Genomic DNA, 5252 nt, shown 5'->3' with positions numbered 1-5252 from the left:
GGGCAAAACTCTCAGAGTACGTGGCCTATGGCTCGTATTAATTCCCTAAGATGGAGCGTATTTTTTGGCGAAGGGCACGAAGGGCTGGACTTCTACCCAGATCTCGACTTTGGGCCAAGACTTCTGGCACCCACTCTAAAATCGGTAGCTGAGGAAAGGTTGGGCTGGTGGCAGAAGCCTGATATTGGCCGGATTGCAGGATGTAGATGGTTAGCTGGTTGCCTTGATAAACCCAAAGTTCGGGCACTCCTAGGCGGGTGTAAGCCTCAATCTGGGTTTTGGAAGTAACATCCACTTCGATGGCCAGATCCGGAGGCGGGTCAACAGATAGATCCAGCCGATCTTTGCCAATCACGGCCTGGTGATTTTGGATATAGAAGCATTCATCAGGTTCGATCCCGTAGTTCATTGCTTGCTGTTTGAAGGTAGCTGACCCAAAACATTCGCAGTCAACTTCCAGTTCCTCTAGCAAGATTTTGACAATGTCTCCAATGATGGATTTTTCTCGCTCATGCTTGGGTGAGGGCATTCTGATTTCCAATATCCCATCGCTGTAGGCAATACGGCTGGCTCGCTTTTCGCCCAGCTCATCTAGGATGGCTTCAAAGTCTAACCAATTCAGATTGTGAATCAGCAGGCGCTGGCCGGGTGGGATGGTGAGTTGTCGAAGCTGGAGGGTGACCATCGTCTGGTTGGGTCTGAGGTCTTTTAGGCTTTGCTTCCCCCAGAGGTAGGGGGCTAAAGCAAGCTGGGCTGGAAAGGATCATGCTGCTTTTTCTTCATTTCGGATGCTAGCCGGTTAATTTCCGGCCAGGCAATGACGAGAGTGTTATAGGCTAGGGCTTCTTGAGTCCAGCCTTTTTTGTCGCAGAGGGTATAGAGCCGATAGGCAAGGTCGCGGGCCACTGCACCTCCATCTGCCAAGCTAGCCAGGAGAGCGGCGGCTTCCATTTCTCCTTTCCGATCGAGGGTGTGGATGAGGGTCTGGGTGATGAGCCAGGCGGAGGAAGCAAGGAGCAAGGAGAGGGAATCTGCTCCCTTTTCTTTTCTCTGGGCTATTTCCTCTCTTCTCAACAACCGCACCTTGCCGGCCTTGGCTTCTAGGATCCCAAGTTCCTCAAGGGACTCAATGCTGACGTTTCTGGCCTTGCTGAGGACTTCTGCTTCCCCGTAGGGGCCTGGCTCAAATTGATATTGGGCAAACCAAGTGGTGGCCCAGCGGCTGCCCTCATCGAGTTCCCCTTCTTGTTCGCTGAGATATTCATCTAGGTACTGGTTGATCAGCTGCAGGGCAGTGCGGACGGTCAGGGGCGAGCCATCGCTTTCCAAAACTGCAGCGTAGCGGGAATAGATGGCCATGCCGGGGCCGATGCTGGCTTGGGCCAAGTCCACAGGCGCAATGCTGCCCTGCTGCAGAAGCTTGAGAGCCTCAGGCAGTTCGCGCTTCAGTTCGGCAAGGAATTGGCGACGGGTAGCCTTGGGCGCATCGGCGGGGCGGGGACGGCAAACCAAGACAATGGAAGAGGCAAGGGCAGATACATTTTTCTTCAAGTTTCCTGTAAGTTCAGTTCGCATGGGCCAAGTGCCGTTGATGGTTAAGCCGGATTGCATTAACCCTTCCAGCATGGTTTCCCAACCCGTAGAGGCTCTGCCCTCACCCTGCCCTCTCCCACCTTGGGAGAGGGGAACTGGATCGTCCATATCCTCATCTTCTTCTCCCCATCGCCCCTTTTGGGAGAGGGGGCCGGGGGGTGAGGGGTCTTCCTCCTGTTGTTTGAATGCGTAGAAGATGGTAACGGGATAAGAGTCATGGCTGACGGCTCTCATGCGTGAGAAGGCTTGCTTAATTCCTTCCTCAAAAAATTCTTTGGCTTTCTGCTTGCTGCCTTCAAAGCGGTAGGGAGTGGAAACCAGTTCTTGGGCTTTAGGAACCAATAGGGTACTGAAAATGTTGGGGTAAACACTGCCTAGAGAGCGACGCAACCAGACATAGAAAAAGTCGGACAGATCAGCATAACCAATATTGTCGCAGTTATGCACACAGCCCATCGCTGTAGTGTAGGAATGATCTACAGTTTCGAGATTGTAGACATAGCCGATGTAGGGTTTACGCTCAACTTTGCGAATGGGGGCGAGATAGCCGTTGTTCCACCAATAGCCATGTTGGCTAAAGCGCTTTAGCGATAGCGATTCATGCTTGGGTTCACCAATATATTCTGCGAGTTTCAGTAAGGATGATCCATTGACGGTGATGTTGTGTTGGGGATAACGGGCGATGACAGGGTTGCCGTTGACGATCGTACTCTTAACGGTTCGAGTGTGAAGGCAAGAGCGAATGCCAATTTTTTGTAAAATGAGTTGAATTTGTCCGGCTAAAGCAGGAGAGACAGTAACGGCTTTGTAGCCGCTGTTAGCACGATAGCCATCGCCCCACCAATAGCCTTTGATCAATTCTTCTAAAAATTCAGCAGGAAGTTCTAAAACCCATTGTGGCAAGCACTTTTGACCCTCTTCTGTATAAAACCAGGTACGAAACAGAGTGGTGATGGGTTTTGAGTAGAAGTTAAGACGGAAAGAGTTGTTGTTATTTTTGCGGTTGTCGGTGGTTTTACCAGGAGCTAGGCCAAAGCAGGCTTGCATCAATTGGATAATGTCTGCTTGCAGATTTTGCTCTTCCCAGTGCAGGGTAAATTGAATGGTGCCGCCATCAGATTCTAGTCTGGCATAGCCTTCTGCAATGAAGAATCCGATTAGACGACAAAGTGCAGGGGTGATTTTTAGGTGAGCGGGAATGGTGTATTGACGATCGCGGCAAAGGGTGGCGGTTTGTTGTTCTCTGCGGCTGAGAGATTTAGACGTTGCTTTTTGGTAGTGCAGTAAACCATCACACTCAAGGTAGTTACTCTCTGGCAACCAATCTTGCAGCGCAATGATTGGCTGAAACTTTTCCGTGAGTAGGGTTGGAATAAAGATCAGGTCGTAGGGTTTGATTTGAGAAGCGGGTATCCAATCTAGCCGATAATCGGCAAAGGCTTGGTGTCGGCAGCGTCCCTGGCTTTTGAGGTAGGAACAATCGGGATGGCAATAGCTAAACTGATAACCACAGGGATTCGTTTGAATGCCATAGATTGGATGTTCTCCAGTGATAATTAGAGGATGGTTAATCCCTGCAACGGTAAGGTGGTAAATCTCTCCCTCATACCAGCGTTTTGATGTGTTGATAACAGGCGAAAAGCGCCCTTCATGGGTTAAGACCAAATCACCAATTTGAATGTCTTGAATAGGAACATAGCCCTTTGAAGTCTGGATAAGAGTATCTGGAGCAAGGCAATAAGGCGGATCGGTGGAGATTATTTTTGGGATTGCATCGTCTGAGTGTGTAAGGGTAGCATCATGTTGATCAACTTTCCCATTATTGGGTACTGAATTTTCAAGAACTCTGATCAAATACTCAAGTTGTCCCAAAAAGTTTCCCGATGAGTTTGAAAATGGGTTGCCTTCTGTAAAGTCCCAATTCATAGGTATTGCTTGTCTTGCAAAAACTTGTTGTACTTTTTCCCCTTTGGTATCCCAAAAACATATACTTGAAGACCGGTTTGCCAATCGGCTTACATTCATCCCCAAATAAACGCTAATCGCCTCTCCATAAGCCCTAGCTCCTGTTCCCCCCTCAGCGAGGGGCACGTTGTCATTGGGGAGTCCGGCGGCAATGGCATCGGCAATGGCTTTTTCCCGTGCTTCCGCCACCAAATCACTGAAGGTGGTGAGGGCAACCAGTTGCCGAGGGGTGAAGAGGTCGGCAAAAGTATTCATTCCGTATAACGGAACACTAACTCGGCATTTACCTTGTAATTCTCCCAATGGCTTCCAAGTAGGTTGTGCTGATTCAGCAATTTCAACGTGTTCTTGTTGAGGTGATAGATACACCCTGCCATTTTGTCCCTCCGCCACAATGGCCATCAGTTGCGCTCCCATGCGTCCGGCCTGACCCTCTTTGCGGATGTACTCCAGCGGCACAGGTGTTCCGCAGGCAATGCAGCGTGCTCCTTTGCGGCCTACGGTTCCCTCCGGCGCTTTGCCCTTACCTGACTTGACCACAAACCGGATTGAGGGAGCAGAAGCGTTCTCTCCCCCATTCACCACCACCGGCTCTACCCAAGCCTCTTTCCCCTTCTTCGTCGAAAGCTGAAACGATCGCACCAAGGGCATCTGACAGCGGCAGGCTGGATTTGGACAGGTCACCGTCCGCGCCCACAACCAGGCAATCACCGTCAACTCCTCTGTGCCTAAGGGGTTTGAATAGGAAGGATAGAGATGTCCAATGCGTTCAAAGGCTTGTTTCCGCATCCAAGCCCCGTAATACCGGACATCTGCTGCCAATCCTTGGGCACCCCGCCAGGCTGAGATATGCTTCTTAGCCCGATCTTCAGGGTTGATGGGGGCTTTGTCCTTAAACTTCGGTGGAATCTCGATCAATGCCTTGTTGATCAGCACCGCCACCGGGTTGAGATCGCTGGCATGGGCCTCTAACCCCAAGCGCTGCGCTTCCAACGGGATGGATCCGCCACCGGCAAAGGGATCGTAAACGGGCGGCGCGTACTTGGCGATGTATTCTCTAACTGCTGCCGGATCCGTAGGGGGCTCTTCTCCTCGATCCCAGGCTAGACATCGGGCAATTTCTCGCTGCGCTGCCTCCAGCACGCCGGAGTTGGGATCGTTCACGTCATCCCAGGACACCAGACCCCGCACGACCCGCTTCCCCTGTTCGATCTCTATGCGGCCCAGGATGTTGAACAGCCGCTGCCGCTCTCGCTCTTGGTCGGCCTCGGTGGGGAACTTGTTCGGCCAACTGGAAGGGTCATCGACCAGGGAAGCCCAGAGCACTGCCCGACAGGCTGCTAGGGGTCGCCGTGCCCACCAGAGATGTAGGGTGCTGGGGTGACCATGGCGGATGGATTTCTCGCGAGCCGATTCCAGATTGATGGCTTCGAGGGGCAGGGCAACTTCAATCAGCTTCTTGCGGCGGCTCATTAGACAAAGGTCAGCTAGAAATTGCAGGAGCCCCGCACTGTACCCGTAGGGTCGGTGTCGGGAGGAATGCTATAATAATACCGCGGACACCAGAAACGGTTGTTTAAGGCACTGGTAACGGTCGTTCACCTACGGTGGCGCGTAGCGCTTTGGGGGTGCTGTAAACCACCCCAGAGGCTCGTGGTTGGCTTGCTAACTGCAGGGCTACTAAAAGCCCGCTC

Annotated in this window: 2 protein-coding genes; both read right to left on the bottom strand. The window is 51.9% G+C overall.

Annotated features, from left to right (window positions below; translation table 11 throughout):
* Nucleotides 1-37 precede the first annotated feature (37 nt).
* Nucleotides 38-685 carry a Uma2 family endonuclease gene (locus NW837_RS02265; RefSeq protein ID WP_414329080.1) on the bottom strand — a complete coding sequence of 216 codons (648 nt, stop codon included), beginning with the start codon at nt 683-685 and terminating at the stop codon, nt 38-40.
* Between the two features lie 53 nt (nt 686-738).
* Nucleotides 739-5031, bottom strand: coding sequence for a DUF1156 domain-containing protein (locus tag NW837_RS02260; protein ID WP_414329079.1), 4293 nt, complete (start codon nt 5029-5031; stop codon nt 739-741).
* Between the last annotated feature and the right edge of the window lie 221 nt (nt 5032-5252).

It is taken from the genome of Synechococcus sp. R6-10 (assembly GCF_047461815.1).
GTDB lineage: Bacteria > Cyanobacteriota > Cyanobacteriia > Thermostichales > Thermostichaceae > Thermostichus.
The sequence above is the reverse complement of the archived record's forward strand: the minus strand, read 5'-3'. Positions and strand labels throughout refer to the sequence as shown.